We start from the raw sequence: 25,898 nt of genomic DNA, 5'->3' as shown, positions 1-25,898 counted from the left end.
GATAAGATCAAAGTCAGGAAGGGGATTTTATGACAGCCGTTTGCTTAGTAAGACATGGAGAAACCGATTGGAACCTGCAGCAAAAATGCCAAGGCAAAACCGATATCCCGCTGAACGCGACAGGTGAACGCCAAGCAAGAGAAACCGGAGAATATGTAAAGGATTTTTCTTGGGATGTCATTGTGACAAGTCCGCTGAAAAGAGCGAAAAGAACCGCGGAAATCATAAATGAATATCTGCACCTTCCGATTGTCGAAATGGATGACTTTAAAGAACGTGATTACGGCGATGCGGAGGGCATGCTGCTGGAAGAACGGACAAAGCGCTATCCGGATAAAAACTATCCGAATATGGAAACGTTGGAAGAACTCACTGATAGGCTGATGGGCGGTTTAGTAAAAGTAAATCATGCATATCCAAACCAGAAGGTGCTGATCGTCGCGCATGGCGCAGCGATTCATGCACTGCTGACGGAAATTTCCGGCGGTGACCCTGAGCTTCAAAACACACGCCTTGTCAACGCCTGCCTCAGCAATATTGAATTTGCTGAAGAGAAATGGCGTATTAAAGACTATAATATCAACAGCCATTTATCCGGTTTTATCAAATAAGAAAAGACAGGCATTCGCCTGTCTTTTCTTTTATTTCTTCTCGGTTGGCATCTCTTGCTGAAGCTCATCCAAAATAGCATTCGCCCCGTCCACACTGCGGCGGAGAGACCATACCGCACGGTCTACGTGGTACACTTGTCCGTTTTTCACTGCCTTCAGCTTTTTCCAAAGCACATTCTTTTCGATCGGGCGTTTGCCGTCCGCATCGAGGTCATCTGTTTTTCCAGTCATCAGGATAATGACATCCGGATCTGTTTTCAGCAGCTGCTCAAGTGTCATTTTCATGTTCACTGAGTCGCCGCCATTGCTTGATTCGCTGTTGCCTGACGTGCTGATCGCATATCGATAGCCGACCTGTGTTAAAAGTCTTGATGTAAAGAAATTTTCATCTCTTGCCATAATCGTATCGTTTGTATTTCCAATCAAAAGCACAGATTTGCTGTTAGCACTGATTTTTCGCTTTGTCTCGTTAAGCTTTTCTTCATGTGCCGTCAGCTTCTTCTCCATTTCATTTTCCTTGCCGACTGCTTTTGCAATCATAAGTGAAGCATCAATTGTATCTTGGTAATCAGCGTTTAAATTATCAAGCGCAATCGTCGGCGCGATTTTTTTCAGCTGATCGTATACCTTTTTATGCCGGGTCGTGTCGGCAATAATGAAATCAGGTTTTAATGAAGCGATTTTTTCCATGCTTGGCTGTGAGCGGGTGCCGACCGATGTATAGCCGTCAATTTTCTTCAGCACGTCTTTGTTAATTAGCTGCTTCGCTTTATTGTCATCGGCAACTCCGACAGGTGTAATGCCGAGATCAAGCAGCGTGTCGATAAAACCAAGCTCAAGAACAACAACCCGCTTCGGATTCGCAGACACGTTTGTCTTTCCTAAATCATGTGTTACCGTCACTTTATGTTCTTTGCTGTTTTGGTTGCCGCTTGAAGACGAGCAGGCAGCCGTTAAGACAGAAAGAAGTAAAACTGTAAGAATAATCAGTGTTTTTTTCATGCGTTCCAGTCTCTCCTGTATGTAGTTTCTGCGATTTAGATGTCCAAGAGATAGTATAACACGGAATGAGAATCATTATCACTAATTATTTTTTCATAAGAAGAGAAAGTTCAGTTTACAGGAAAAACTTGTTTCTCACTGTAACAAAGTGAGGGGGGGAAAATCCTAGAGGAACGATTAAAAACAGCTTTCAAGAGAATCGAAGCTTGGATGAACTCCTGGCCGATGACCTTATTTTTGTTAACGATATCAATTCATATTTAGAGAATGAAACATGACAAGCATTGATGTTTTAGATCAGTGCACCAGAAACTTAGTTACGCAGGCGTTACAGTAACGAGGCATATCTGACAAGCTCATTTGGAACATCATTTAAAGGGGCATTCGCGTATGTTTCGGGCACAGCAGTTCGCAGCTTAATACCTTGTACATATTCCTGAACATACAAAAGCTTGCAGAAAAGCTTGGCTTTCTCTGCAAGCTGACCTATTAAAGCTTCACAATGATTCTTCCTTGAATGCGATTTTGCAAAATATCGTTTAATGCAGCCGGGACTTCTTCCAATGATACTTCCTTGTCCACGATTGACAGCAGCTGATCAGGCTTGAGATCAGAAGACATGCGCTCCCAAACAGCGGCTCTGACATCCATCGGGCAATACACTGAGTCGATTCCGAGCAGGCTGACCCCGCGGAGAATAAACGGATACACCGTTGCAGGAACCTCTCCCCCGCCCGTTAATCCGCTCACCGCGACAGATCCGCCATATTGGACTTTGCTTAAAAGCGACGCAAGCTGTTTTCCGCCAACAGGATCAACCGCTCCCTGCCATTGCTGCTTGGACAGCGCTTTAAGCGTTCCGTCATAGACATCTTCCCTGCTGATCACTTCGCTAGCACCAAGCTGCTTCAAATAGTCAGCGGCATCCCGGTTTCCGGTGCTTGCCACCACATCATAGCCCCGCTTGTTCAGCATCGATATGGCAATACCGCCGACTCCGCCGGTTGCTCCTGTGACGAGCACGCTCCCTTTTTCGGGAGACAGCCCGTTCTGCTCAAGCCGATGCACCGATAACGCCGCAGTGAATCCCGCCGTTCCGTACACCATCGCTTCTTTTAAAGTAAGATTCGCTGGCAAAGGCACCAGCCAGTCACCAGGCACTGAAGCATATTCACTTAATCCGCCATTGCGAGAGACACCAAGCTCATAGCTGGTCGCAATCACTTCATCCCCCTCGGCAAAACGCGGATCATTGGAAGAGACGACCGTACCCGCAGCATCAATGCCTAAAATTAGCGGATACTCTCTGACGATATTTCCGCCTGCTTTTCCGGCCAGGCCATCTTTATAATTGATGCCGGAATAAGCGATTTTAATCAGAAAACCGTCTTTCGGCAAATCCTCTGTTGACATGGTTTTTACATTGACTGAAACCTCATCGGCATTTTTTTCTGCCAGCAATGCTTGAAATAACGTTGACATTCGGCACACTCCTTTTCATTTATATCGTAACCGAAGAACGTTCAAAAAACCAAATCATCAAGCTTCCATTTTCATTTCGCCGGCACATTGAGACGATAATGGACAAATGCTGTTTCCTCTTCATAGCCGTTTTGCTCATATAGGCTTCTTGCCGTCCGATTATGGTGTTCCGTCTGAAGCGATAAACATTTTGCCCCGTTTTCCGCAGCATAATCCTTCGCGGCAGACAGCAGCTGCCCGCCGGCTCCCTTTGTTCGCGCATGAGGAGCGACGAATAAGTCATTTAATATATAGATTCTTTTCATGGACACAGAAGAAAACGTTGGATAGAGCTGGGTAAAGCCTATGAATTCTTCATTTTCTTCAGCGATCAAAATAATAGACTCGTGATTTTCCAAACGCGCTTTTATAAAAGCCTCCGCCCCTTTCAGATCGGACGCCTGCTTATAAAATTCCCGATACTGGTTAAACAGAGGTGCGATGTCTGCCGCATCTGATAACTTTGCTTGTCGAATATTCATATTATTTCTTCCTCCCTCTCTATAATCGTTTTATTTTATCTTTAGTAGAATTTTCTGTAAAGTTTGTTTTTCAGAATACTTTTATCAGCATGCATTAAAAAAATATCACAATAATATCCAATAACCGACCCGCAACATACACAGGTCATTAGAAGGAATTTTTTCGACAGGAATTTGCCGGGACACAGGAGCATTTAACCTAAAAAAGGATGACATTTCAGCATAATGAACATTTACTCATGTCTATTTTCGTTCTTTTCTGTATGAAAATCGTTATTTCGAGTCTCTACGGAAATAACGAGAGATGATATACCTAAATAGAGTTAAAATCATCGCGAAAAAATAGGTCTACTAAAATATTAATCCATCTATTACAATAAATTTACAGAATAGTCCCTCTAATGGGTCTAATCTGAATCTTTTTAAAAGGAGAGGGTAAAGAGTGAGAAGCAAAAAATTGTGGATCAGTTTGTTGTTTGCGTTAACGTTAATCTTTACGATGGCGTTCAGCAACATGTCTGCGCAGGCTGCCGGAAAAAGCAGTACAGAAAAGAAGTATATTGTTGGATTTAAACAGACAATGAGTGCCATGAGTTCCGCTAAGAAAAAGGATGTTATTTCTGAGAAAGGCGGAAAAGTTCAAAAGCAGTTCAAATATGTTAACGCAGCCGCAGCAACATTGGATGAAAAAGCTGTAAAAGAATTAAAGCAAGATCCGAGTGTTGCATATGTGGAAGAAGATCATATTGCACATGAATATGCGCAATCTGTTCCTTACGGCATTTCTCAAATTAAAGCGCCGGCTCTTCACTCTCAAGGCTACACAGGCTCTAACGTAAAAGTAGCTGTTATCGACAGCGGAATTGACTCTTCTCATCCTGACTTAAACGTTAAAGGCGGAGCAAGCTTCGTACCTTCTGAAACAAACCCATACCAGGACGGCAGCTCTCACGGCACGCATGTAGCCGGTACAATTGCCGCTCTTAATAACACAATCGGTGTACTGGGCGTAGCGCCAAACGCATCGTTATATGCAGTAAAAGTTCTTGATTCATCAGGAAGCGGCCAATACAGCTGGATTATTAACGGCATTGAGTGGGCCATTTCCAACAATATGGATGTCATCAACATGAGCCTTGGCGGACCTACTGGTTCTACAGCGCTGAAAACAGTCGTTGACAAAGCCGTTTCCAGCGGCATCGTTGTTGCCGCCGCTGCCGGAAACGAAGGTTCGTCCGGAAGCACAAGCACAGTCGGCTACCCTGCAAAATATCCTTCTACCATTGCGGTAGGTGCGGTAAACAGCAGCAACCAAAGAGCTTCATTCTCAAGCGCAGGTTCTGAGCTTGATGTGATGGCTCCTGGCGTATCCATCCAAAGCACACTTCCTGGAGGCACTTACGGTGCTTACAACGGAACGTCCATGGCGACTCCTCACGTTGCCGGAGCAGCAGCGTTAATTCTTTCTAAGCACCCGACTTGGACAAACGCGCAAGTCCGTGATCGTTTAGAAAGCACTGCAACATACCTTGGAAACTCTTTCTACTATGGAAAAGGGTTAATCAACGTACAAGCAGCTGCACAATAATATTAAAAAGAAGCAGGTTCCTCCATACCTGCTTCTTTTTTATTTGTCGGCATCCTGATGTTCCGACGCATTCTCTTCTTTTTCCGCGTGTTGTATCCGTTCCATAATCGAAGGGTGGCTGCCTCTGAAAATTTTTACAAGCACGGGAGGATCAACCTGGCTCAGTCCCGTCACAGCCAAATCCTGAAACGTCTTCACAGCGGCTTCTCTGTTCTCCGTCAGCTCGATCCCATACCGGTCAGCCTGATTCTCCTGATACCGCGAAACCGCATTAGAAAAAGGCGTGACCGCAAAGCTCAAAACGGACACCAAAAGCAATAGCAGCGGCAGTGCTGCAAGGTCATGCCGTCCCTCTAAATGAAACATATTGCGGGTAAAGCGGACCGTCCGCTTGTAAAGCTTATCAATGAAATAAAATCCAGCGAGCGACACGAGCAAATAGCCGGCCAGTCCGATATAGACGTGCTTCATGACATAATGGCCCATTTCGTGGCCCATAATAAAGAGAATTTCTGAATCGTCAAGTTTGTTCAGTGTCGTATCCCACAACACAATCCGTTTGTTCGCCCCAATTCCTGTGACATAGGCATTCAGCGCATTTGTTTTTTCAGACATGTTCACTTCATATACATGATTCGCCGGTATATCGGCTTCTTCTGCCAGCTCTAAAATTTTGCTTTCAAGCTCTTTGTTTTTCAGCGGATAAAAATCATTGTATAAAGGGTCGATAATGACCGGCTGAATGAAAAACAAAAACAGCGAAAACGGCACAGTTAACAGCCACGCGTATAACCACCATTTTTTTTCATGCCTTTTGATCAGCCAATAAAACACGAGAACGCAAAGCGTAAAGATTGGAAAGCTGATCCAAAAGTCTATGACCTGATCCTTGGCCCAGCTGGCTGCAGTCTGTGTGGAAATATTGAATTCAAGCGATACTTGATAGCCTATCCAATCTAAAGGCAGCGTCACCAACGTTGTGATAAGCGAAAGCACAAACACAAAACCAATGATTTGCAAAAAACGAAAAGGGACGGCCGCTTCCATCCATTTCTTGATTCTCTTAGAAACGCCACTGATCAGCAATACAAAAAACAAAAACCAATCAAGAGGAATTCCGATAAAAAATAAAAAGTTCTTTACATTCGAATATTGCTCGGCCACTGCCAATTCAGACGGCTTCATGAAAGAAGCCGGATCAGCCTGCGTCCCTTTTACGGCCTCCGGTACGGCGGAATCACCGGACAGGAAAAAATACCAATAAAAAAACAGCCCGTACAGCACGTAAGCAAGCCCTGCCGCCGCAATCCACTTGCGCATAACGCCTCACTCCTCACATCTACCCGTTACTTCTATTGTAATCATAAATTCAAATTCTTAGAACCAAGCTGTGCATTCGCACTTTTCCGTCCTTTTAAGCATGGAAAGCCCGATCGCTGGGAAAACTAACAACGTTTGGAGTGATGAAAATGAAAAAAATCGTGGCAGCCATCGTGGTTATCGGTCTTGTGTTTCTTGCATTTTTCTACCTTTACAGCCGGTCAGGCGATGTGTATCAATCAGTAGATGCGGATATGATCACACTGTCTACAAACGGCCAGGAGGATATCGAAATTAAAAAAAGGCAGCATGTTAAGGATATGCTGGACATTATGAATCAGGGGAAACAGATGAAGCCAGAAAAAACATCACCCCCTGATTACGAAGGGACAATCAAGTTTCATAAAGACCGTTTTGACTCATTCAGGCTATGGATTGACGGCAGCCAGCAAGCCGTTTATTTGAAGGACGGCACATACTACAAATTAAGTAAAAGCGATACAAAGGCGCTGCTAAACATTATGAAAAAAGAAGCAAAGGATTGAAAATGAAAAAGCGAAGCTCCGCCGCTTCGCTTTTTCATTTTATTGTGGCAAAATATCTCTGAGCGCCCGTCTGAGCATTTTCCCCGTCGCATTTTTCGGAATATCGTCAAGAAACGTAATGGCGGCTGGCCGTTTGTATTTTGCCAGATGTTTTTCACAGTGCTGCATGATATCCGCTTCTGTAACCCCAGAGCGCTTTGGTACAATATATCCCTTTACCGCTTCCCCGCTTTGTGGGTCAGGCACGCCGATAACGACCGCCTCCTTGACATCCGGGTGGCTGTACAGCACTTCTTCCACCTCACGCGGATATACGTTGTATCCCCCTACAATGATCATGTCTTTTTTCCGGTCAACAATGTAAAAATAGCCGTCCTCATCCCGTCTAGCCAAGTCCCCCGTATAAAGCCACCCATCTTTTAACGCATGCTCTGTTTCCATCGGCATTTTATAATAGCCCTTCATCACATTGGGGCCTTTCACAATCAATTCACCGACCTGATGAGCGGGCAGCTCGCGTCCGAGCGCATCTACGACCTTGTTTTCGACGTGTAAGATACTTGTCCCGATGGAGCCCGGCTTTCTTCCCCTGTCAAACGGGTTAAAGCACGTGACGGGCGATGCTTCTGAGAGCCCGTAGCCCTCCAAAATGGTAACGCCGAATTTTTCTTCAAACGCCGTCAGCAGTGCGACTGGCATGGCCGCTCCTCCCGAAATGCACAGCCGGATGGAAGAAAAATCATCTTTCTTGCCGTTTTCATGCTGAAACAAGTAATTATACATTGTAGGCACACCCGCAAAAATGGTCGCCTTCCGCTGCTTAACAAGCGTAAAAACAGATGCCGGACTGAACTGAGGTTCAATCAAAACGGTTGCACCGCTCATCAGCGGAGCATTCATGCAAACGGTTAAACAAAATACGTGAAACATGGGAAGAGCGCAAACCACATTGTCCTTCTCATCCATTCCCAAATAGCCGGCGACATCGTTGGCATTGCTGTACAAATTCTGATGGGTCAGCATTGCGCCTTTCGGTTTTCCGGTTGTTCCTGACGTATATAAAATAACCGCGGTAGCATCAGGGACAATCTCTGGGTTTTGTTGAGCGGAAGATGTCGGGCGCATGATTTTTGCAAACGTTGTCATTTTCATTCTGACCTCTGGGTCTGAAGCTTCCGGCTCAGCCTCTCCCGTCTGGCATAAAATGACGAGCTTAACCTTCGGCAGCGACTCATGCATGCTTTCATAAAGCGGCAAAAGCTGATCAACGCCCACGATTGCTTTTACATCACCATTTGTCAGCATATAACCGATTTCTGTCGGCGTGTACATCGGATTGATGGGCACGGCTACGATTCCAGCCTTTAACGCACCAAAAAATGCGATGATAAAATCCGGCGAATTGCCAAGCAGCAAAGCTAGATGGTCCCCTTTCTCCATACCGGCTTCCTGAAGGCCGTCCGCAAATCGCTGAATGCTTTCATTCAGCTCCTGATACGTCATAGTATGATCCCTAAACCTGCATGCGATGCTGTCGGGCTTCTCAGATGCTGTTTCTTCCAATTTTGAAACAAGATTCATTCTCCCACCCCTTAAAGTGAATGAATAGTCATTCATTATTGAAGCCAAGCTTTCTCCTCCATTATAGAGAAACAGAAAAAAACACTCAAGAGCAAAAAGCCCTGAGTGTCAGTACTGTCATAGTTTCTTCAATGCTTCGGCAATCGGAATATCTCCTTCTGTCAGATCAAAGGCCCGATTTTCCGTATTCTTCTCATCTAAAGAGGCAATGACCGTTTTTGCAACGTCATCACGGGAAATAAATCCCCGCTCCAGATCCTTCGCTGCTGAAACAGTTCCCGTTCCAGGCTCATTGCGAAGGCCTCCCGGACGGATAATCGTATAAGTTAAACCGCTCGCTTCCAGAATTTTATCAGCATAATGCTTGGCCACATAATAAGGTTTGAGTGTCTCATTCCAATTTTCACGGTTATGGGCTTGCAGGGCGCTGACCATAATAAACCGCTTGATTCCGGCAATGTCCGCAGCTTCAATGGCTTTTGCCGCTCCATCAAGATCCACCAGCAGCGTTTTATCATAGCCTGTGCTGCCGCCGGAACCGGCTGTGAAAATGATCGCGTCACAGCCTTTTGCCGCGGAGGCGATTTCTTCCGGGCTGCCCTCCAGATTCGCAAGCACAGCCTCTGCACCGGCAGCTTCGAGAGACGCTTTCTGTTCTTCTTTTCTGACCATCGCTCTGACGGAATGATCAGGATTGTCCTGGAATAAAGAAACGAGTCTTTGTCCGATTTGTCCGTTCGCTCCGATTAAAAACACCTTCATGTGAATCCCTCCTGTCTCCATTATTTCAAAAACACAACCGCTCTTTCAAACAATGTGTTTCGCCTTAATAAATCAGATCAAGAAAATCCTCTTTCGTAATGTCCCCAAAATAATGCTTGAGATTCACATTTTCCAGGACATCAGCGATAACGCTGCGTTCATATTGTTTTCCAACCAGCAGGTTTTCGATTTCAGATACATCACCGGCTCCGAAGAAATCTCCGAAGATTTTGCAATCCTCAATTTTGCCTTTCTTCACTTCCAGGCGCAAATCAATCGAACCGATCGGATAACGTTTCGAATGATTGAGGTTAAATTTCGGTGAGCGCCCATAGTTCCAATCCCAATTTTGATAGCGTTCTCTCGAAATTTGATGAATAACTTCCCAATCTTTTTCCGTCAGCTTATACTCCGGTACGTTTTGAATGTCATTTGTGTTAAAAATATGGCGAAGCAAATGGCTGCGGAATTCTTCCGTGGTCATTTTTTCATCAAGAAACTCACTGATGTTTGCCACGCGGCTTCTGATCGATTTAATGCCTTTTGATTCAATTTTATCCTTTTTCACCTTTAACGCAGACACGACATGATCAATCGCTGAATCAAACATGAGGGTGCCGTGGCTGAAGATGCGTCCTTTTGTCGCAAACTGGGCGTTTCCGGATATTTTCCGGCCGTCTACTACAATGTCGTTCCTGCCGCTCAATTCTGCTTCAACCCCAAGCTGGTGTAAAGCCTGGATCACCGGCTCAGTGAATTTTTTGAAGTTATGAAAGCTGTCCCCATCATCCTTTGTGATAAAGCTGAAGTTCAAATTTCCCAGATCATGATATACAGCCCCCCCGCCTGATAAACGGCGGACAACGATGATCCCGTTTTCGTCTACATATTTTGTATTGATTTCTTCTATTGTATTTTGGTTTTTCCCAATGATAATAGACGGCTGATTCACGTAAAAGAGCAAATACGGCTGTTCAGGGTCTAAGTGCTTTACACAGTACTCCTCGATAGCAAGATTGATCCGCGGATCATTGATGTTTTGATTGTCTATAAATAACATGGTGCTCCTCCTTTATCCTTCCCACACAAAACCTGATTTCGCAATATTCACTTTACCGTTAAAAACGGTTTTCGCTTCTTTGCGGAGATTGTCATGAACGCCGAAATGCGGCAAGTGCGTCAGCAGCAGCTCTCCCGCTCCCGCTTCTTTTGCAATTCGCCCGGCCTCCAGGCTGTTCATATGGCCAGCGCTTGTCCCATCTTGATCAGCATAAAAATTGCATTCTGAGATGAGCAAATCGGCATTTTTCGAAAACGGAATAAATGAATCCTGATAGCTGGAGTCAGCAGTATATACGACAGTATGGCTGCCGTCAGTAATCCGCATGCCATAGCAGGTCACCGGGTGGATTGTTTTTAAAAAGGTGATCGTAAACGGACCGACAGTCAGCGCCTGATCCGGCTGATAGGCAATCCCTTTCGTATGTGTTTTATATGTAAGCTTTTGAAACTGTTCTATATCAGCATCATGTCCGTAAATCGGAAGCGTGTGCTCTCCTTTGCCGAGAAACGAACCGACTTGTTTGGCAAATTGCAGCGGCCCGATGTCAGCAATATGGTCATGGTGATAATGAGACAGAACGACCGCATCCAGCTTTTCCGCCGGCACATACCCGAACAGCTTAGACAATACGGCACTGCCGCAATCGACAAGCAAAGAGTAATTACCTGATTGAAACAAATAGCCCGACGTTGCTTCATTTGCAGCCGGAAAACCGCCATAGCATCCGATAACTGTAACTTTCATAATGTCCTCCTATCTTTTCAAGAAAATTGATCCTCCTTCAATATACCCATTTTTCTTAAAAAAAGCATGTTTTAAACATTGTATCAAAACAGTTATTGATTTTTTCAATCTGTTATATTACAATGAAATCACTACAAAGGGGAAAGAGGGATTGGTTATGCTGGGAAAAATCACAGAATTTTTTAGAAACCTGCCTTCGAAAAAGTGCGCGGAATGCGGAAAAAAGATAGAAGAACAGCATGAATGTTATGGTAATATCTGCAATGACTGTATAAAAGTAAACGATTTGTAATGAGCGAAAATCCCGCGCCTTACGCGTGGGATTTTCTTGATTATTCACATATCTTTTCATTTTGAAATAATAGTCAAGTTAGGTCAAAGCTCACCTGTTTTTAGATAATTCTGGTGATTACGCTAACATCATTGAATATTCTTTATTTTCGAAATATAATTTACTATAGACGAATTCTATTCTTATCTATTATAATTTGATCTAATAGTGAGATTAAATATATGTCTATTCATGATATATGTTGATACTTTGTTTTTTGGGAGGTAATCTATGAAAAGAATTAAGTTTGGATTAGCCACACAAATATTCGTTGGACTTATTCTAGGTGTCATTGTTGGCGTCATTTGGTATGGCAACCCAGCACTGCCTACTTATCTGCAGCCAGTCGGGGATCTCTTTTTACGCTTAATCAAAATGATAGTGATTCCTATTGTTGTATCCAGCTTAATCATCGGTGTAGCCGGTGCAGGAAATGGAAAGCAAGTCGGTAAACTAGGCTTCAGAACGATTCTGTACTTCGAGATCATTACCACTTTTGCCATCATTCTCGGACTAGCCCTTGCAAACATCTTCCATCCGGGTACAGGAGTTAATATACACGAAGCTCAAAAAACGGACATTAGTCAATATGTTGAAACTGAAAAAGAACAAAGCAATAAATCAGTGGCGGAAACGTTCCTGCATATTGTGCCGACCAACTTCTTCCAATCATTGGTTGAAGGGGATCTTCTTGCCATTATCTGCTTTACAGTACTATTTGCATTGGGAATTTCAGCGATCGGCGAAAGAGGAAAGCCTGTATTAGCCTTTTTTGAAGGCGTATCCCATGCTATGTTCCACGTTGTAAACCTTGTCATGAAAGTAGCGCCATTCGGCGTTTTCGCACTAATCGGAGTGACTGTGTCTAAATTCGGGCTCGGTTCTCTTCTCTCTCTTGGAAAGCTCGTCGGATTGGTTTATGTCGCGCTTGCTTTCTTCTTAATTGTCATTTTCGGGATTGTCGCAAAAATTGCCGGCATTAGCATCTTCAAATTCCTTGCTTACATGAAGGACGAAATTTTACTGGCGTTCAGTACGTCCAGCTCTGAAACAGTTCTTCCTCGCATCATGGAAAAAATGGAGAAAATCGGCTGCCCGAAAGGCATTGTTTCATTTGTTATTCCGATCGGATATACGTTTAACTTAGACGGTTCCGTTCTCTATCAATCTATTGCCGCGCTGTTTTTGGCACAGGTATACGGCATTGATTTGACAATTTGGCACCAAATTACGCTTGTGCTCGTATTAATGGTGACATCTAAAGGGATGGCTGCCGTGCCTGGTACTTCTTTTGTCGTCTTGCTTGCGACACTTGGCACGATCGGCGTTCCAGCTGAAGGGCTTGCCTTTATTGCCGGTGTAGACCGCATCATGGACATGGCGCGTACAGTTGTCAACCTGACTGGAAATGCGCTTGCTGCTGTTGTTATGTCTAAATGGGAAGGCATGTTTAATCCTGCGAAAGCAGAAACTGTTATGTCCCAAGCAAAAGCAGATCAAAACGCAACCATTTCCGGTTAATGAAAAGCCTGCGGGGTTCTTGCCCCGCAGGCTTTTTTAATCTGTAGCTAGCTGAAATAGCTCTGTAATCAAAACCGTATCCTCATCCAGCTCCAGTTCACCGCTTTTGATCAGTTCCGCCCATGCCATCCGGTGATCCTCCTGAAATTCATCAATTCGGTCTCCATTGCCCTCCCCTTTGACTAGCCGCATATCAGGCGCTCCAAAAGTTGTTTCAAACACATCTGTCACTTTTATATTGCATCTCGGATTGTCATGTTTATCATAAACAGTAACAAGCTGACCCGCTGTTTGATACACGGCCATTAATTCATCTTTTGAATATAATATTTTCGGCGCGCATGTGGCTGTTTTTTCTCCAGCGATGATTTGCTGAATCAGCTGTTCCCCCAAGCCGGCATCACCTTCCCAGCCGAATGTGCTTTTCAGTTCATAAATCTTCATTCGCCTTCCCCTTATACCATAGGTGACTGGACATAGTAGTACAGAAGCTTAGCCGTATGGCGAAGAGATGATTTATGGGTGCGTTCAAACGCATGCGAAGCGTCAATTCCCGGCCCGATGAGGCCATGCACAATATCATGCCCGGATTTGATCGCCGCTGACGCATCCGACCCGTAGTACGGATAAATATCAAGCTTGTAGTCGATATGATGCTTCTCGGCTAAATGGACTAAATGCTTTCTGAGCTGATAATGATACGGCCCGCTCGCATCCTTCACACAAATTGATACTGAATATTCATCTGTCGCCTGTCCGTCTCCGATAGCCCCCATATCCACCGCCAAATACTCGACCGTTTCAGGAGGAATATTCGAGTTCCCCCCATATCCGATCTCTTCATTATTTGAAATGAGAAAATGAGTTGTATACGGCAGTTCAATGTCTTCTGTTTGAATCTGATGAATTAAGCGGAGCAATAAGGCGACGCTTGCTTTGTCATCCAAATGGCGCGATTTAATAAATCCGCTTGAGGTGATCTCGACGCGGGGATCAAACGACACAAAGTCACCGACGCCAATGCCGAGCTCTTCCGTATCTTTCCTGCAGTGAACAGGTTCATCAAGGCGGATCTCCATATTCTCTTGATCCCGCTCAGCTTTTCCCGCGTCTTTGTAGACATGCACAGACGTTTGATGCATTAAAATTGTTCCTGTATATGTTTTTCCCGTGGCGGTTTCAATTTGGCAATACTCCCCCTCAATCGAGTTGTAGCGGAAGCCGCCGATCAAATCGATTTTCAGCCGGCCGTCAGCTTTAATTTCTTTTACCATAGCTCCGAGGGTGTCAACGTGCGCCGTCAGCATGCGGTGACGGGATGTATCGCGTCCGGGAAGCGTTGCAATTAAGCCGCCCTTATGGTTCCGGACTGTTTCTACCTTCCATTCTTTTAAAAGGCTTTCAATATAATTGATCACCTCATATGTATTTCCTGTCGGGCTTGGGATCGATACAAGTTCTTTAATGAGCTCCATCGTTTTACGTACGGACGTCACAGGACATTCCTCCTTTTATTTTTCTATTTAAAATATACTCTTTTCCCGAGGGACCCGTCCAATCTTTTCCTATCAATCTCTCATATGCTGTAGTAAGCATGGGAAGAGGAGGGATATCTATGTGCTGTCGTCATTCACATGAACAGAAATGTCATTGTCACAGTTGGTTCGATGATTTTTGGTTCTTTGACGAGTGGTTCGATAAAGATTTCCACGACCATTGCGAGAAAAAGAAAGAATGCCATGACCCTTGCAAGAAGAAGAAAAAGAAAAACCATTGTTTCTCTTGTAAAAAACACAGACACTCTTGCTGTCATTGGTAAAGACCGAATCAGAAATATTCTGATGACCCATGCTTAATGAATATTTCCATTCACATTTTTCCAAGCGGGCATTGCTGCTGCTTGGACCTTTTATTGAAACAGCCTTTTTGCTTTTACGATCCAATAAACTGATACGGCCGCTATCAGAGCAACAATGATTTCAACAGCAGCAGCATGTTCTATTATTCTTTTTTGGTATAAAACCGCCGGTACATTAAACAGTGCATGTAAAAGGATAGAATACAGCAAAAACAGCGGCCGGCGGTTTTTAACCGCGTACAAAACAAGCAGAGACAGACCAATTTGGACAGCAATGGCACTGATTCTTTCTACTCCGCCCAGCAGCCATTCATATGAAGGAGTATGCAGCAGCTGCTCCTGAATCGGTAAAAGTGCCTGTTTGACATCGCCATTGATCAAAAGCTGTTCAAATGTCCCGCTATTGATCGCAAATGCGTATACAATAAGTGAGATAGAGGACAAGCCTGTAATCAGGATGGCTTCAAGCCCCCCATGCCCCGCTCCGAAAGCCAGGCCATCCGCCCAAGTATGATGGCGCTTCATAAAAAATCGCATCATAATATACCGCCCGCACTCCTCAAAAATTCCGGCCATTAAGCACCCGTAAATGCCATACCATAATGGATGCTGCATCGCTTCTTTCGTCATTTCATTCACCTGCAGTACATAAACATGAACACCGCCTTCCAGCAGCTGAGCAAAGACAAAAAACGTGAGAGCGCCAATAAAAAACACCTTCAGCGAGGCGCCATACCTTCGCTTAAACCATACAATCAGTCCGATCGGCAACAAAAACGCAATAGCTCCGGATATTGCCATAAAGACTACTGCTTCTTGACTGACCATTTTTCAGCCTCCTTTTTCTATTTTAAAGATTCCTTATTTCACACTTCTCTATTTTTATCAAAAAACCCTTCTTTTTAGTACCAGATACTAATATCTAGTGTTATAATCTGACCATAAGGAGTGATTGATATGTCAAAAGCAAAAATAACAGCTATCGGCACCTATGCGCCGAGCAGGCGCTTAACTAATGCTGATTTAGAAAAGATTGTTGATACATCTGATGAATGGATTGTTCAGCGCACAGGAATGAGAGAACGCCGGATCGCAGATGAACAGAAGTTCACCTCTGATTTATGCATCGAAGCTGTAAAGGATCTCAAGAGCCGTTATGAAGGGACGCTTGATGATGTGGATATGATCCTTGTTGCCACAACAACATCCGATTATGCTTTTCCGAGTACAGCTTGCCGTGTGCAGGAATATTTCGGCTGGGAAAACACCGGTGCGCTGGATATTAATGCGACGTGCGCGGGGCTGACATACGGCCTTCATTTGGCAAACGGATTGATTACATCCGGACTTCATCAAAAAATTCTCGTCATCGCGGGAGAGACATTGTCAAAGGTTACGGATTATACCGATCGAACGACATGCGTTCTGTTCGGCGACGCCGCGGGCGCGCTGTTAGTAGAACGTGATGAAGAGACACCTGGATTTTTAGCTTGCGTCCAAGGAACTAGCGGGAACGGAGGAGAAATTTTATACCGTGCCGGTTTGCGGAATGACCTAAATGGAGTCCCGCTTGCTGGTTCCGGTAAAATGGTACAAAATGGCCGAGAAGTGTATAAATGGGCGGCGAGAACCATCCCCGTCGAATTTGAACGGCTTTTACATAAAGCGGGGCTCAGTTCTGATGATCTCGATTGGTTTGTGCCTCACAGCGCCAACTTGCGCATGATTGAGTCAATTTGTGAAAAAACACCGTTCCCAATTGAAAAAACGCTTACCAGTGTCGAATCCTTCGGAAACACATCTTCTGTTTCGATCGTGCTGGCGCTGGATCTCGCAGTGAAAGCCGGAAAGCTGAAAAAAGACCAAACCTTAATGCTTTTTGGGTTCGGCGGCGGATTAACCTATACAGGATTGCTTGTCAAATGGGGAATGTAATAAAAAAAGAACTTGTTTCCAAGGAAACAAGTTCTTTTTCATTATGAAGCCGGCTGTTCTTCTGATGTTTCTTCCTTCCAGCTTAAAATCGTAAAGTAAGTAATGCTGAGCGCAATCATGACGAGGGCAATGCCGATTAAGACGCCGGCCATCTGCCACATGTAGCCAAAGTCCCCGTTTGAAATAACCGCTCTGAATCCATTAATGCTGTAAGTCATCGGCAATGCGCCATGAATCACCTGATAGAAATGAGGAAGCAATTCCAGCGGGAAGGTTCCTCCGCTCGCCCCCAGCTGCAGCACTAAAATAATGACTGCGATAAATCGTCCCGGGTTGCCCATTGTGGTGGCCAAAAATTGAATCATCGCCAGGAAAGCGAGACTCGTAATGATCGTAAACACGTAAAATCTCCACGTGCTCTCAACCTCGAGACCGATCCCTAGCAGAAGAACCGTCGCCACAATCAATGATTGAATGATTCCCACGAGCATCATGACATTAAATTTGCTGAAGAACCACTCAAAACCGTTTCTCGGACGTCCTGATGCTTCCTTCAGCGGGAAGACAACCGTCAGCATGATACCGCCGACATACAAGCCCATTGACAGGATATAAGGTGTCAGCCCTGTTCCGTAGTTAGGAACAGAATGAATGGCATCATCTTTGGTTTTCACCGGATCGGCAAACATGCTGTATGTTTGATCATCAGCATCGACATCTCCTGTTTGGTCAGCCGCATCCTTCAGCTTACTAGACAGCTCTCCTGTGCCGTCCAATAGCTTGCCTAAACCTGTATCAAGTGATGCAGATCCGTCTGCAAGTTTTGAAGATCCGCTTTGGACCTGTTTGGAACCTTCTAACAGCTTAAACAATCCGCCGGATACTTGGCTGCTTCCTGTTACCAATTGCTCTGAGCCCGCTTTTGCTTTTGCGAACTGCTTATTATATTCACCGATACCGGCTGTCAGTTTGTTTTGATTTTCTGTCAGCTGCTGTGAACCGTTGTATATCTTCTCAGTTCCTTCGGTTAATTTATCAATAGCATCTTGAGTCGTTTTTGCACCGTTATAAAGCTTAGATGTAGCTTCCGGCATTGCTTTCAGCTGTGCGACCTCCGCTTTCACATCTTCAAGAGAGCTTTTTATCGTTGCAATGTCAGGCAGCTGATCAGCTGTAGGAAGCTGGCTTAAGATTTGATCAAAATCAGGCGCATCAACTTGCGGAAGCTTTTTCTCAACAGAATTAATCAGCTGGCTCTTTTGCTCCGCTGTTAAGAAATCACTTGAATTGATGAGATTTTTAAATGCCTGATCACGGTTTTTCAAGCTGTTTTCAAAGTCAGTCAGCTGTTTTTGGAATTCCTTCATCGCTGTTTCTGACTTTTCCAGGTTGTTCACAGCTGTTTCAAGCTTTGTTAAATCGAGCGCATTTATGATTTTTTCCGCTTTTGCCGCTTTCTCAGAACCTTCTTGCGCTTTACTGTTGAGCTGATCCAGCCCGTTTGTCAGATTAGGCAAGCCCTGCTGCACTTTTTGAAGTCCGCCAAGAAGTTCATTCAGTTTGCCTGTCAGCTCGCCCGATCCTGCCGCAAGCTTGTTAGAATTATCATAAATCTGGTTGCTGCTGTCCTGGAATTTACCGAGCGAGCTGTCAAGCGATTGGATGCCGCTCGTCACCTGAGCCGCTCCATCTGCAAGCTGCGCTGTTTTGTCACTGATGGTGGCTGTGCTTTCCTTCAGCTTTGCCAGATTTTCTTTCAGCTGGGCGCTTCCGTTTTTCGCATCCTTTGTGCCGTCATCAATTTTTTTCGCGCCGCTGCTCGCGTCGCTCAAACCTTTTGCGATATCTTTAAAGTTATCAAAAATGACTTTCGTATATTGCTCGGTCACTTCTTTTGAAACAGAGGATTTCAGTTTATCAATCGCTTTTTCGCCGATCGTTGCCCCTACATAGTTTGAACCGGCATTCGTATGGTATTTCAGATCCAGCTTTTTCGGATTTTTGTCCAACACAGTGCTGGCATTCTTAGAAAAATCCTCAGGAATCTCGACTACTAAATAGTATTTTTGATTTAATAAGTCCTTTAACGATTGGTCGAGATCAGTTGAAAAATGCCAATCAAAGTTGTCATTATCCTTTAATTCTTTAACCAGATCATCGCCGATTTGAAGTTTTTCTCCTTCATATGTTGCTCCTTTGTCTTGATTGACAACGACGACAGGCAGCTGGTCAACTGTGCCGTATGGATCCCAATAAGCCTTTAAGAATACGCCGCTGTAAATAAGCGGGACAAACAAAATGGCAATAATGGGAATCAATAGTTTTTTACTTGTTACGATGTCTTTCCACTGACTTCGTATTGTGTTCATCCTGATGCCTCCATTCTAAAACTGACTCATCATGAAAAATGGTCATTTTCTTGCAAAGAGAAAGGATTATCTAGTTAGCTGACAATCCTTTGACAACATACACTTCAAGCATTTCTGCAATCGTCTCTTTATCAAGCGGGGGATGCTGTTTTTCCCAATCAAAAATGAGTGCGATATAAAGCTTCAGCATCACAAAAGCTGTCAGCTCCGGGTCGCACGGCTTGATTGCACCGCTTTCGATCCCGTCTTCAATCTTATTTTTTATATAAGAGAGAATGGCACGCTCCATTTTTTGAATTACATCTTGAACTGCTATTGTACCAATCTCAGCATTTTCTTGGAAAATTTTAATCGTCAGCTGATGTGTTTTCCTGAATTCCAGAATGGCAAACAGCGCTCTGTGCACATTTTCATGGAACGGAAGATCCGGCTCCATCGCTTCGTCCGCTTTTTGCTTCATTTCCTTCAATATAGTAGTGAAAATCTCGTCAAACAGCTCTTCTTTGTTTTTGAAAAAAGTATAAATGGTTCCCTTCCCCACGTTCGCAAGCTTTGCCACAAGATCCATTGTCGTCGCTTTATACCCGAACTGCGTGAAAGACTTTGTAGCCGCCTCTAAAATGAGCTTTTTTCGATCTATTGACATTGTATTCACCTCAAAACTGACCATTTGAACATTTTAGTCATTAAGTACATATGCAAATGTATCATAACCAGCTGATCAAATCAATCATTTTTTTAAACAATATGGCCATTGCAAAATAAAAAAACCCCCGTTATATGGCGGAGGTTTTTAGCTGAATAAATAGGTAAGCGCGTCAGATACAGCAGCTTTTCCTTGATCGATGCAGTCCGGAATTCCGACACCTTCAAAAGAAGCGCCTGTCATGTAAACACCCGGATATGCGGATGCCAGTGCTTCACGCAGCTCCTTAATGCGCTGCTTATGGCCGACATGGTACTGCGGCATGCTTTCATGCCAGCGGGTGACACATGTCATTTCAGGCTCCCCGTTTATGTTCATGACTTTCTTTAAGTCTTCTAACACAATGTTGATAATGTCGTTATCTGAGAGATCAACGATGGATTCGTCTCCGGCTTTTCCGACATACGCCCGAAGCAGCGTTTTGCCTTCCGGCGCTGCGTGCGGCCATTTTTTGTTCGTCCACGTACAGGCTGTGATCGCGAAATCACTGTTTCTGGAAATAACAAATCCCGTGCCTTCATGCTCCATTTGGACGGCGCCTTCAGGAAAGCCCAAGGCCACATTTGCCACGGATGTGGAGTGCATATGTTTCAAATGAGAAATGGCAGGAAGCTCAGATAGCATTCCTGCAGCCGCTTTATGCGGAGCAGTTACAATTACTGATTCTGCATCTAACGTGACACCATTATCCAGTTCGAGCGAGTAGCCAGTGCCGCCTCGGCTGATCTTGGTCACTTTTGTGCCTTTGTACACGTTCGTCAGCTTTAGTTGCTTCTCAATCTCTTCTACAAGGGTCTGCAAACCGGTTGTCAGGGTCTGAAACTGCCCTTGTTTTTTAGCCGTCAGCTGCTGGCCAGAGCTTTGAGGCCTTGTTTTTTTCATGCCGAGAATCAGGCTTCGATGCTTTTGTTCCGTCTGGTAAAATTGCGGGAATGTCGACATCAGGCTGAGCTTGTCAATGTCGCCTGCATAGATGCCTGATAGGAGCGGCTCGATTAAATTCTCAACCACTTCATCTCCGACACGTCTGCGGAAAAATTCCCCCAATGACTGGTCGTCTTTTGATTTGCTTGCAGGCAGGATGAAATCCATAGCAGCTCTTGCCTTCCCGGACAAAGAAAACAGGCCGGTTGAAACGAACGGAGCTATTTTTGTCGGTATCCCCATTACGGCGCCTTTCGGCATTGGATGCAGGGTGCGGTTTACAAGCACATAGGATTGTCCGGTCGCATTGTTGACAAGCAAATGTTCAAGCCCTACATCTTTGACAAGCTGCGGAGCGCTTGTCTTCCGTTCCAGAAATGAGTCAGGCCCTCTTTCGATGATATAGCCGTCTTTCTTGACAGTCTGGATTTTCCCGCCGACTCTCGGGCTTGCCTCAACAAGCGTCAGTTCAAGCGGCAGATTTTTTTCTTTGATTTCTTTTTCCATATAGAAGGCGGCGGCTAAACCGGTAATGCCGCCGCCGATGATGACTACATGTTTTTTGCCTTCACTCATGTTCATCGCCTTCTTTAACGTCCTAATTTTTTTAATACAACTGTTGCCAACGCATCAATAAACTCAGGCTTAGCATTCGGCATTTCCGGCCGGTAATAGCTTGCGCCGATATCGTCAGTTACCACTTTGCATTCATAATCATTATCATAAAGCACTTCTAAGTGGTCCGCGACAAATCCGACAGGAACATATACAAATGCCCGATAGCCTTTTTGTTCGAATAGATCACGTGTTAAATCCTGCACATCAGGTCCGAGCCAAGGATCAGGCGTGTTCCCCTCACTTTGCCAGCCGACCGCATATTCGGAGACGCCTGCACCTTCAGCAATCATTTTAGCAGATTCATGAAGCTGGTCCGGGTACGGGTCTCCCAATTCTTTAATTTTTTCCGGCAGGCTGTGTGCGGATACGATGAGCATTGCGTTTTCTCTTTCATCCTCAGGCATTGACGCATATGTTTCCTTCACTCGGTCAACCCAATATTTCACGAACTTCGGTTCATCGTACCAGCTTTCAACTGACGTAATCGTTAAGCCGCCAATTTTTTCTGCCTCTTCTTTGGCACGTTTGTTGTAGGACTGCACGCTGAACGTGGAGAAATGCGGTGCCAGCACGATGCTGACCGCTTCTGTAATGCCATCCTTATGCATCTCTGCCACAGCATCTTCAATAAATGGCTCGATATGCTTCAGTCCAATATACGCTTTAAATGTTATCTCGTCCTGAATCTCATTTAAGTGCTGTTCAAGCTTGTGCGCTTGCTTCTCTGTGATTTTGGCAAGCGGTGAAATGCCGCCGATTGCTTCGTATCTGTCTTTCAAATCTTGAAGCATTTCAGGCTCAGGCTTTCTGCCTCTTCTGATATGTGTATAATAACGCTCGATATCTTCTTCTTTATAAGGCGTGCCGTACGCCATAACGAGAAGCCCCATTTTCTTTCTACTCACTGTTTACACCCTCTTTAATGATCTGATACAAACATTTTGACAGGATATCTTCAAGATACCAAAAGATATGCTTAGGAATATTGACCCATTTTTTTGTTTTGTGAATATTTATGGACAAACGCCGTCAGCTTTTTCAAAACATCAGGGCTGACATCAGGAAATACACCGTGTCCAAGGTTGAAAATGAAGCTGTCCGATTTCAAACCCTGATCGAGTATTTCCTTCGTTTTCTTCTCAATGACTTCCCATGGCGCAAGCAAAATGGACGGATCCAGGTTGCCCTGCACTGTTTTGGTGATGCCTTTTGATCTGGCTTCATCAATGCCGAGTCTCCAATCGAGCCCGACCACATCAAGTGGAAGGTCATGCCAATCAGCTGCCAAATGGCTCGCACCGACGCCAAACATGATCAGCGGCACATTCTCCTCCGCAAGCTCTGAAAAAATCCGGTTCATTACCGGTTTGATGTATGTTCTGTAATCTACCTGATTCAGCGCGCCGACCCATGAATCAAAGATTTGAATCGCTTTTGCGCCAGCCTTAATCTGCGCTTTTACGTACACGATAATCATGTCGGCTAGCTTGGACATCAGCAGACTCCATGCATCCGGCATGCTGTACATGAAGGCTTTTGTTTTATTGTAGTTTTTCGACGGGCCGCCTTCAATCATATAGCTGGCCAGCGTAAAAGGCGCACCTGAGAAACCGATGAGAGGGACGTTCAGCTGCTCGTTGACAAGCAGTTTAATCGTCTCAAGCACGTACGGCACGTCCTGTTCTGGATCAATTTGGCCGAGTTTTTCAATGTCCGCCAGAGACCGGATCGGCTGATCAATCACGGGTCCGATCCCGTTTTTGATTTCAACATCCACACCGATTGACGGCAGCGGAGTCATAATATCTTTATAAAGGATTGCAGCATCGACTCCGTATTGCTCAACCGGCAGCCTTGTGACATACGCACAAAGTTCTGGCTGATGTGTGATCTCAAACAATCCGTATTTTTCCTTCAGCTTACGGTATTCCGGCTGTGAGCGCCCTGCTTGTCTCATATACCATACAGGCGTGTGATCCGCTTTTTCTCCCCGTGCAGCTTTTAAAAACGTCTCGTTAAACGTTTCTCGTTTACTCATCTGATTTCCACCTTTCATACTGCAACCATACGTTCGTATTTCTTGACCATTACACTATACCTCGTTTTTGGCAAATGGTATAGAAATGAAGCTTAAAGTTCAAAAAATCGCCGAATTCCATTAAGAGGAAAATAGTTTCGGCTGAACGTATTCGGTTCCTTCCCCTTCTCTTTTTGTCTGCGTATTATAAGGCACAATTTTATAAGAAGCGCCTGAAAACAAGTTGGCATAAGGGATCTCATAGCTTCCCTTTCCTTCAACCGAATCAAGAAGCGTCTCCTTGCCGTCCTTGTTTACATAAATTCTGTATACAGCCCGATCATCCTCTTGGGCATCCCATTTTAATTCAATGGTAAACAGTCCGGCAGCTTTAAATGTGTAATCCGCTTTCAGTGTTTTAACTGGCTCCAGCTCTATCGGGCTTTCCAGTTCTTTGACGTTTTTAGGCTTCGTAAACACAGAGCCGGTTTCTCCTGCCTGTGTCAAAATATCCTTATACAGCCGCGTCGGATACGCGCTGCCGCCTTTTAAATAATGGTTTTGATCCGTTTTGTCATAGCCCATCCAGACTGCCCCGGTTATTTTCGGCGTATAGCCTGCAAACCAGGCGTCCTTTGTCGCGCCAGAGACGCCTGTATAAGACGTTGAACCGGTTTTTCCCGCCAGATCGCCGTGATAGGTGCCGGATGTGGCGGTTCCCCTTTTGACCACCTGCTGCAGCATTCTCGTCATATTCCAGGACGTCTGCTTGCTGAAGACCCGCTTTCCTTCTTCTTTATGATCGGCTATAGCCTCTCCGTCTTCATCTATTATGCTGGAAATAAAATACGGCTCAGTATACGTTCCATTCGCGGCAAACGTATGAAACGCGCCGGCAAGCTGGAGCGGTGAAACGCCTTTTTCCAAGCCGCCTAGAGCAAGAGCAAGGCCTTCATCAGGGATATCCATGCCGTTTGCTTTCAGATAAGATTTTCCTGTTTCGACACCTATCTCATTCAGCGTCCAGACAGCCGGCGCGTTTTTGCTGTATGTAATGGCGTCAGACATGGTCACTTCGCCTTCATACTGGCTGTCATAGTTTTTGGGCGTATAATCTCCGTAGGATTGCAACTGGTCCTTCAATAGAGAATATGGCTTAAATTTCTTTTCCTGCATTGCCGGTCCGTATACAGCAAGCGGCTTAAATGTGGAACCCGGCTGGCGGAGGGCTGTCACTCGGTTATATCCTTTAGATGTGTAATCTCTTCCGCCGATCGCCGCCTCCACACCGCCTGTCTTGTTATTAATAAAAACCGCGCTTCCTTCAGCATTCTGATCAGTTCCGGGATAATAGCTTCCCTCTTTCATCACCTGGTAGGCTGTCTTCTGCAGCTTCGAATCAAGCGGCACCTTAATCGTGTATCCGCCTTGAAGAAGCTGTTCTCCGGAAATCGAGTACTTGTCTTCTGCCTCTTGAATCACAAGATCAATATAGCTGTCAAACCAAGGTGTTTCCGACTGTTTCTTCACGTGCAGCCCGAGTGTCCGGCCCTGCGCGCTGACAGCCTCTTTCGCACTGATAAAGCCTTGGTCATTCATCATCCCGAGAATCGTATCGCGCCGCTCCTTATTTTTATCAGGATGCAAAACAGGAGAATACGTAGAAGGCGCCTTCGGTATAGCGGCCAGAACCGCACCTTCCGATACAGTTAAATCTTTTACTTCTTTATTAAAATAATAGTGAGACGCCGCTTGGATGCCGTATACCCCATGTCCGAAGTAAAGCTGGTTCAAATACATTTCCAGCAGCTTGTCCTTGCTGTAATCCCGTTCAAGGTTGATTGCAATGATCACTTCTTTTGTTTTTCGTAAAAATGTTTTGTCATGCGTCAGAAAAATATTTTTGGCAAGCTGCTGGGTGATCGTGCTTCCGCCTTCCACCTTTCCGCCTGCTAATATATCACGGTATACTGCCCTTCCGACAGATTTTGCATCAATGCCGTGGTGCTCGTAGAATCTTTTATCCTCAACTGCAATAAACGCTTCTCTTACCTGCTTCGGAATCTCATTGATCGAGACCGGCTCGCGATTTTCTGTATACAGGCTTGCAACCTCATTCCCGTTTTGATCTACAATTTTTGAAGAGGCATGAAGAATCAGCTTCTTTTCATCTATAACATAATGTCCGAGAAAAATAATTGAAATATATCCTAGTAAAGCGAGAAAAGCAGTTAACACTAAAATAATGATGGGTATAAAAAGTTTGTTTTTCTTTACCTTAAACATGAACTCACCTCGCCTTTCTAAAGGTAGTATGGGAAAAATTGTTTGGAATTATGTTCGAAGCACTCGCCAATAGAAACTTATACCATTGTTTTGATATACTAGCAAGCAGGAGGT

24 protein-coding genes are annotated in these 25,898 nt (G+C 44.8%); 6 read left to right on the top strand and 18 right to left on the bottom strand.

Going from position 1 to position 25,898, the window contains the following annotated elements:
• Positions 1 to 29 precede the first annotated feature (29 nt).
• Positions 30 to 611: a phosphatase PhoE gene (phoE, locus tag MOC09_RS00665; RefSeq protein WP_268357880.1), complete on the top strand. Its 582-nt coding sequence runs from the start codon at positions 30 to 32 to the stop codon at positions 609 to 611.
• 30 nt (positions 612 to 641) lie between these two features.
• On the opposite strand, the gene MOC09_RS00660 is transcribed toward phoE, so the two are convergent.
• The 3 genes from MOC09_RS00660 to MOC09_RS00650 form a co-directional block, all read right to left on the bottom strand.
• The gene (locus tag MOC09_RS00660) at positions 642 to 1,613 is read right to left on the bottom strand and encodes an ABC transporter substrate-binding protein (RefSeq protein ID WP_268369248.1); all 972 of its coding nucleotides are present in this window, start codon (positions 1,611 to 1,613) and stop codon (positions 642 to 644) included.
• A gap of 489 nt (positions 1,614 to 2,102) precedes the next feature.
• Positions 2,103 to 3,095: an NADPH:quinone oxidoreductase family protein gene (locus tag MOC09_RS00655; RefSeq protein ID WP_268369247.1), complete on the bottom strand. Its 993-nt coding sequence runs from the start codon at positions 3,093 to 3,095 to the stop codon at positions 2,103 to 2,105.
• A 71-nt stretch (positions 3,096 to 3,166) separates the two neighbouring features.
• Positions 3,167 to 3,616: a GNAT family N-acetyltransferase gene (locus tag MOC09_RS00650; RefSeq protein ID WP_268369246.1), complete on the bottom strand. Its 450-nt coding sequence runs from the start codon at positions 3,614 to 3,616 to the stop codon at positions 3,167 to 3,169.
• A 442-nt stretch (positions 3,617 to 4,058) separates the two neighbouring features.
• Here MOC09_RS00650 and aprE point away from each other — a divergent pair, with 442 nt between their 5' ends.
• Complete coding sequence (gene aprE / locus MOC09_RS00645; protein ID WP_268357876.1) at positions 4,059 to 5,204, top strand: subtilisin AprE; 1,146 nt, start codon at positions 4,059 to 4,061, stop codon at positions 5,202 to 5,204.
• A 39-nt stretch (positions 5,205 to 5,243) separates the two neighbouring features.
• Here the strand turns inward: aprE and MOC09_RS00640 are convergent, their stop codons facing one another.
• Entirely contained in the window at positions 5,244 to 6,524 is a 1,281-nt protein-coding gene (locus tag MOC09_RS00640) for a M48 family metallopeptidase (protein ID WP_268357875.1), read from the bottom strand.
• 149 nt (positions 6,525 to 6,673) lie between these two features.
• On the opposite strand from MOC09_RS00640, the gene MOC09_RS00635 reads away from it, so the two are divergent.
• On the top strand, positions 6,674 to 7,069 hold the full coding sequence (locus MOC09_RS00635; RefSeq protein WP_268369245.1) for a hypothetical protein: 396 nt from the start codon (positions 6,674 to 6,676) through the stop codon (positions 7,067 to 7,069).
• 39 nt (positions 7,070 to 7,108) lie between these two features.
• On the opposite strand, the gene lcfB is transcribed toward MOC09_RS00635, so the two are convergent.
• From lcfB to MOC09_RS00615, 4 genes are all read right to left on the bottom strand, one after another.
• Complete coding sequence (lcfB, locus tag MOC09_RS00630; protein WP_268369244.1) at positions 7,109 to 8,650, bottom strand: long-chain-fatty-acid--CoA ligase LcfB; 1,542 nt, start codon at positions 8,648 to 8,650, stop codon at positions 7,109 to 7,111.
• Positions 8,651 to 8,767: 117 nt separating this feature from the next.
• Complete coding sequence (locus tag MOC09_RS00625; protein ID WP_268369243.1) at positions 8,768 to 9,412, bottom strand: SDR family oxidoreductase; 645 nt, start codon at positions 9,410 to 9,412, stop codon at positions 8,768 to 8,770.
• Positions 9,413 to 9,476: 64 nt separating this feature from the next.
• Complete coding sequence (gene lplJ, locus MOC09_RS00620) at positions 9,477 to 10,472, bottom strand: lipoate--protein ligase LplJ (RefSeq protein WP_268357871.1); 996 nt, start codon at positions 10,470 to 10,472, stop codon at positions 9,477 to 9,479.
• Positions 10,473 to 10,484: 12 nt separating this feature from the next.
• On the bottom strand, positions 10,485 to 11,219 hold the full coding sequence (locus tag MOC09_RS00615; protein ID WP_268369242.1) for an MBL fold metallo-hydrolase: 735 nt from the start codon (positions 11,217 to 11,219) through the stop codon (positions 10,485 to 10,487).
• Between the two features lie 157 nt (positions 11,220 to 11,376).
• Here MOC09_RS00615 and yhfH point away from each other — a divergent pair, with 157 nt between their 5' ends.
• On the top strand, positions 11,377 to 11,511 hold the full coding sequence (yhfH, locus tag MOC09_RS00610) for a protein YhfH (RefSeq protein WP_003244802.1): 135 nt from the start codon (positions 11,377 to 11,379) through the stop codon (positions 11,509 to 11,511).
• A 270-nt stretch (positions 11,512 to 11,781) separates the two neighbouring features.
• Positions 11,782 to 13,071 carry a glutamate/proton symporter GltT gene (gltT, locus tag MOC09_RS00605; RefSeq protein WP_268357868.1) on the top strand — a complete coding sequence of 430 codons (1,290 nt, stop codon included), beginning with the start codon at positions 11,782 to 11,784 and terminating at the stop codon, positions 13,069 to 13,071.
• Between the two features lie 36 nt (positions 13,072 to 13,107).
• Here gltT and MOC09_RS00600 read toward each other — a convergent pair whose 3' ends face one another.
• The 4 genes from MOC09_RS00600 to MOC09_RS00585 form a co-directional block, all read right to left on the bottom strand.
• Positions 13,108 to 13,515, bottom strand: a complete 408-nt coding sequence (locus MOC09_RS00600) for an ASCH domain-containing protein (RefSeq protein ID WP_268369241.1) — start codon at positions 13,513 to 13,515, stop codon at positions 13,108 to 13,110.
• A gap of 11 nt (positions 13,516 to 13,526) precedes the next feature.
• Positions 13,527 to 14,567 (bottom strand): M42 family metallopeptidase, encoded by a 1,041-nt coding sequence (locus tag MOC09_RS00595; protein ID WP_268357865.1) that lies wholly within the window; start codon positions 14,565 to 14,567, stop codon positions 13,527 to 13,529.
• A 134-nt stretch (positions 14,568 to 14,701) separates the two neighbouring features.
• The gene (locus tag MOC09_RS20145; protein WP_311766266.1) at positions 14,702 to 14,884 is read right to left on the bottom strand and encodes a hypothetical protein; all 183 of its coding nucleotides are present in this window, start codon (positions 14,882 to 14,884) and stop codon (positions 14,702 to 14,704) included.
• A 96-nt stretch (positions 14,885 to 14,980) separates the two neighbouring features.
• Positions 14,981 to 15,757 carry a YhfC family intramembrane metalloprotease gene (locus MOC09_RS00585; RefSeq protein WP_268369239.1) on the bottom strand — a complete coding sequence of 259 codons (777 nt, stop codon included), beginning with the start codon at positions 15,755 to 15,757 and terminating at the stop codon, positions 14,981 to 14,983.
• Between the two features lie 129 nt (positions 15,758 to 15,886).
• Here MOC09_RS00585 and fabHB point away from each other — a divergent pair, with 129 nt between their 5' ends.
• On the top strand, positions 15,887 to 16,864 hold the full coding sequence (fabHB, locus tag MOC09_RS00580; RefSeq protein WP_268369238.1) for a beta-ketoacyl-ACP synthase III FabHB: 978 nt from the start codon (positions 15,887 to 15,889) through the stop codon (positions 16,862 to 16,864).
• A 41-nt stretch (positions 16,865 to 16,905) separates the two neighbouring features.
• Here the strand turns inward: fabHB and MOC09_RS00575 are convergent, their stop codons facing one another.
• The 6 genes from MOC09_RS00575 to MOC09_RS00550 all read right to left on the bottom strand — a co-directional run bounded on the left by MOC09_RS00575 (position 16,906) and on the right by MOC09_RS00550 (position 25,784).
• Entirely contained in the window at positions 16,906 to 19,233 is a 2,328-nt protein-coding gene (locus MOC09_RS00575; protein ID WP_268369237.1) for a YhgE/Pip domain-containing protein, read from the bottom strand.
• A 70-nt stretch (positions 19,234 to 19,303) separates the two neighbouring features.
• Positions 19,304 to 19,879 carry a TetR/AcrR family transcriptional regulator gene (locus MOC09_RS00570; RefSeq protein WP_268362757.1) on the bottom strand — a complete coding sequence of 192 codons (576 nt, stop codon included), beginning with the start codon at positions 19,877 to 19,879 and terminating at the stop codon, positions 19,304 to 19,306.
• Positions 19,880 to 20,026: 147 nt separating this feature from the next.
• Positions 20,027 to 21,439: a protoporphyrinogen oxidase gene (hemY, locus tag MOC09_RS00565; protein WP_268362760.1), complete on the bottom strand. Its 1,413-nt coding sequence runs from the start codon at positions 21,437 to 21,439 to the stop codon at positions 20,027 to 20,029.
• A 14-nt stretch (positions 21,440 to 21,453) separates the two neighbouring features.
• Entirely contained in the window at positions 21,454 to 22,386 is a 933-nt protein-coding gene (hemH, locus tag MOC09_RS00560) for a ferrochelatase (protein WP_268369236.1), read from the bottom strand.
• A gap of 71 nt (positions 22,387 to 22,457) precedes the next feature.
• A complete protein-coding gene (hemE, locus tag MOC09_RS00555) occupies positions 22,458 to 23,519 on the bottom strand; it encodes a uroporphyrinogen decarboxylase (protein WP_268369235.1) in 1,062 nt (353 codons plus the stop codon).
• Between the two features lie 120 nt (positions 23,520 to 23,639).
• On the bottom strand, positions 23,640 to 25,784 hold the full coding sequence (locus MOC09_RS00550; RefSeq protein WP_268369234.1) for a transglycosylase domain-containing protein: 2,145 nt from the start codon (positions 25,782 to 25,784) through the stop codon (positions 23,640 to 23,642).
• Between the last annotated feature and the right edge of the window lie 114 nt (positions 25,785 to 25,898).

It is taken from the genome of Bacillus sp. N12A5 (genome assembly GCF_026790125.1).
GTDB lineage: Bacteria > Bacillota > Bacilli > Bacillales > Bacillaceae > Bacillus.
This window is presented reverse-complemented; position numbering and strand designations above follow the sequence as displayed.

Coding starts and splice junctions, on each gene's coding strand:
- MOC09_RS00635 (WP_268369245.1), top strand. CDS start 6,674: ATGAAAAAAATCGTGGCAGCCATCGTGGTTATCGGTCTTGTGTTTCTT.
- hemY (WP_268362760.1), bottom strand. CDS start 21,439: ATGAGTGAAGGCAAAAAACATGTAGTCATCATCGGCGGCGGCATTACC.
- MOC09_RS00660 (WP_268369248.1), bottom strand. CDS start 1,613: ATGAAAAAAACACTGATTATTCTTACAGTTTTACTTCTTTCTGTCTTA.
- MOC09_RS20145 (WP_311766266.1), bottom strand. CDS start 14,884: ATGACAGCAAGAGTGTCTGTGTTTTTTACAAGAGAAACAATGGTTTTT.
- MOC09_RS00570 (WP_268362757.1), bottom strand. CDS start 19,879: ATGTCAATAGATCGAAAAAAGCTCATTTTAGAGGCGGCTACAAAGTCT.
- MOC09_RS00650 (WP_268369246.1), bottom strand. CDS start 3,616: ATGAATATTCGACAAGCAAAGTTATCAGATGCGGCAGACATCGCACCT.
- MOC09_RS00615 (WP_268369242.1), bottom strand. CDS start 11,219: ATGAAAGTTACAGTTATCGGATGCTATGGCGGTTTTCCGGCTGCAAAT.
- MOC09_RS00600 (WP_268369241.1), bottom strand. CDS start 13,515: ATGAAGATTTATGAACTGAAAAGCACATTCGGCTGGGAAGGTGATGCC.
- yhfH (WP_003244802.1), top strand. CDS start 11,377: ATGCTGGGAAAAATCACAGAATTTTTTAGAAACCTGCCTTCGAAAAAG.
- hemE (WP_268369235.1), bottom strand. CDS start 23,519: ATGAGTAAACGAGAAACGTTTAACGAGACGTTTTTAAAAGCTGCACGG.
- MOC09_RS00585 (WP_268369239.1), bottom strand. CDS start 15,757: ATGGTCAGTCAAGAAGCAGTAGTCTTTATGGCAATATCCGGAGCTATT.
- fabHB (WP_268369238.1), top strand. CDS start 15,887: ATGTCAAAAGCAAAAATAACAGCTATCGGCACCTATGCGCCGAGCAGG.
- MOC09_RS00655 (WP_268369247.1), bottom strand. CDS start 3,095: ATGTCAACGTTATTTCAAGCATTGCTGGCAGAAAAAAATGCCGATGAG.
- MOC09_RS00640 (WP_268357875.1), bottom strand. CDS start 6,524: ATGCGCAAGTGGATTGCGGCGGCAGGGCTTGCTTACGTGCTGTACGGG.
- lplJ (WP_268357871.1), bottom strand. CDS start 10,472: ATGTTATTTATAGACAATCAAAACATCAATGATCCGCGGATCAATCTT.
- MOC09_RS00625 (WP_268369243.1), bottom strand. CDS start 9,412: ATGAAGGTGTTTTTAATCGGAGCGAACGGACAAATCGGACAAAGACTC.
- MOC09_RS00575 (WP_268369237.1), bottom strand. CDS start 19,233: ATGAACACAATACGAAGTCAGTGGAAAGACATCGTAACAAGTAAAAAA.
- lcfB (WP_268369244.1), bottom strand. CDS start 8,650: ATGAATCTTGTTTCAAAATTGGAAGAAACAGCATCTGAGAAGCCCGAC.
- MOC09_RS00550 (WP_268369234.1), bottom strand. CDS start 25,784: ATGTTTAAGGTAAAGAAAAACAAACTTTTTATACCCATCATTATTTTA.
- phoE (WP_268357880.1), top strand. CDS start 30: ATGACAGCCGTTTGCTTAGTAAGACATGGAGAAACCGATTGGAACCTG.
- gltT (WP_268357868.1), top strand. CDS start 11,782: ATGAAAAGAATTAAGTTTGGATTAGCCACACAAATATTCGTTGGACTT.